Source organism: Chitinophaga ginsengisoli, from assembly GCF_003014595.1.
Classification (GTDB): domain Bacteria; phylum Bacteroidota; class Bacteroidia; order Chitinophagales; family Chitinophagaceae; genus Chitinophaga; species Chitinophaga ginsengisoli.
Genome location: NZ_PYGK01000050.1, coordinates 1 through 1,535, shown reverse-complemented (window position 1 = coordinate 1,535; position 1,535 = coordinate 1). Strand labels below are relative to the sequence as shown.

3 protein-coding genes are annotated in these 1,535 nt (G+C 36.2%); all 3 read left to right on the top strand.

The window, feature by feature from the left end; all coding sequences use genetic code 11:
- The coding region (locus CLV42_RS34115) for a hypothetical protein (RefSeq protein WP_170117748.1) at positions 1-239 on the top strand (239 nt) is incomplete at its 5' end.
- A gap of 10 nt (positions 240-249) precedes the next feature.
- Complete coding sequence (locus CLV42_RS33615; protein ID WP_146154562.1) at positions 250-774, top strand: hypothetical protein; 525 nt, start codon at positions 250-252, stop codon at positions 772-774.
- Positions 775-1,117: 343 nt separating this feature from the next.
- Positions 1,118-1,535, top strand: a 418-nt coding sequence (locus CLV42_RS34110) for a hypothetical protein (RefSeq protein WP_170117747.1), incomplete at its 3' end; no start/stop codon positions are given.

Sequence of the window (1,535 nt, the reverse complement as noted above, 5' to 3'; positions counted from 1 at the left end):
GCAACGGAGGTAATGAGGCTATTCCTAATGCAGAGCTATATTCTACACATATCGAGAACCTGATCCGTGCAGAAAACAATGTTCCTCTCAGGGCCTTCTATGGATTGGATGTAAGCGGTGCAGGAGACTCATCAACGAGGTTAATAAAAGCTGGTACCAGGCAGAGCCTGTATTATGATGCTACTGGCGGAACCAATTACAAAATGTTAAGTAAGAAACAGATACCATATAAATATTAATATCACGGTTATGAGAGTATTATCAGTTGTTCTATTCCTTACACTACAGCTCAGTGCATGTAAAACGGATAGTTTTTCTGTTATGTCAAGGAAAATGGAGGTAACTTGTTCGACTAAAAACAGCTCGTGGAAAGGAACAACTTTCCACGACGTTCGTATGCAGGTATTTAAAAGTGGCCGTCTTAATTCCCTGATCAGGAACATTGATACATTGCACACACTCCAGTCATATGATATTCAATCAGGCACCTATTCCGTAATGATGTGGACGTCCCAAGGCAGTCTTAGCTATACTTATAACAGAGGCATATTAAGTTATAATGTGCCCAATTTATTTACAAAAAAAACAGTGGAATTAATACAAAATTGGGACACTGCTGGCATAAGAGAGGAAGAGTCTATCAATGCCAATGAAATTCCTGAAGAACATATTACCGGTATTGAAGTGATCAGGAAAGGTAATAGGAACCAGGTACGTTGTATTAGTTTCAAAAGGTTCTTTAATCTTCAAAGAGACCTTTATCATTATCAATAGCATGTGTCTTTTTTTGCAGGTGTGCCCTTTGGAAATCGATCTTTCGTTGACGCTTGTTGAAAAGGAGTAAATGTGTAATGTATATTTGGAGCCTCAAGGAGAGAAAAATATATACAGAGATGGAGGGCAGCATATTAAATATGGGCGCTTAGACCCTAAAATAGTCAATGATATACCTCCTTTGTGTAAATGCGCAACAGAAGTACTTAAGTTAATCAAATTGTTAAGATAAGTTAGACAAGTGCGTTATTTAATTAGTTTAATACTACTACTGTTTTTAAACAAGAATAGTAAGGCCCAGGATAATTCGGGCTGCACTTGCAACTATTATTCTTATTTTGATATGAAATCTTATTTATCAACTACTGATAGCTTAGTAAAGAAAATCAGGAGAGATAAACATGAGGTTATTCAGGTAATTGGAAGCCGTGCTTATGCAGTTGCAATGATTACCGTCGTCGTCAACAGAAATAATATTAAGAAAGTTCATTGTTATAATCTTAGATCAAAAAAGTATAAGATTGTAACTGGGAAACAAATAGATACATGGTTACAGGGTTTATTACAAGATAGCTCTTTTATTCATACAGCTAAAGCAAGCCCTTCGGTGAAGTCGCATCCTGATAATGGTTATTTTATTTCGTTTAACTATCCATCAGTGCCTTTAAAGGAAATATGCCACTCTGTAATATTGAGCAACCTTGAAAGACCGTTTGCAAAATCTATTTCATCGTACCTGATTTTTTTTAATGAGCAGAGTA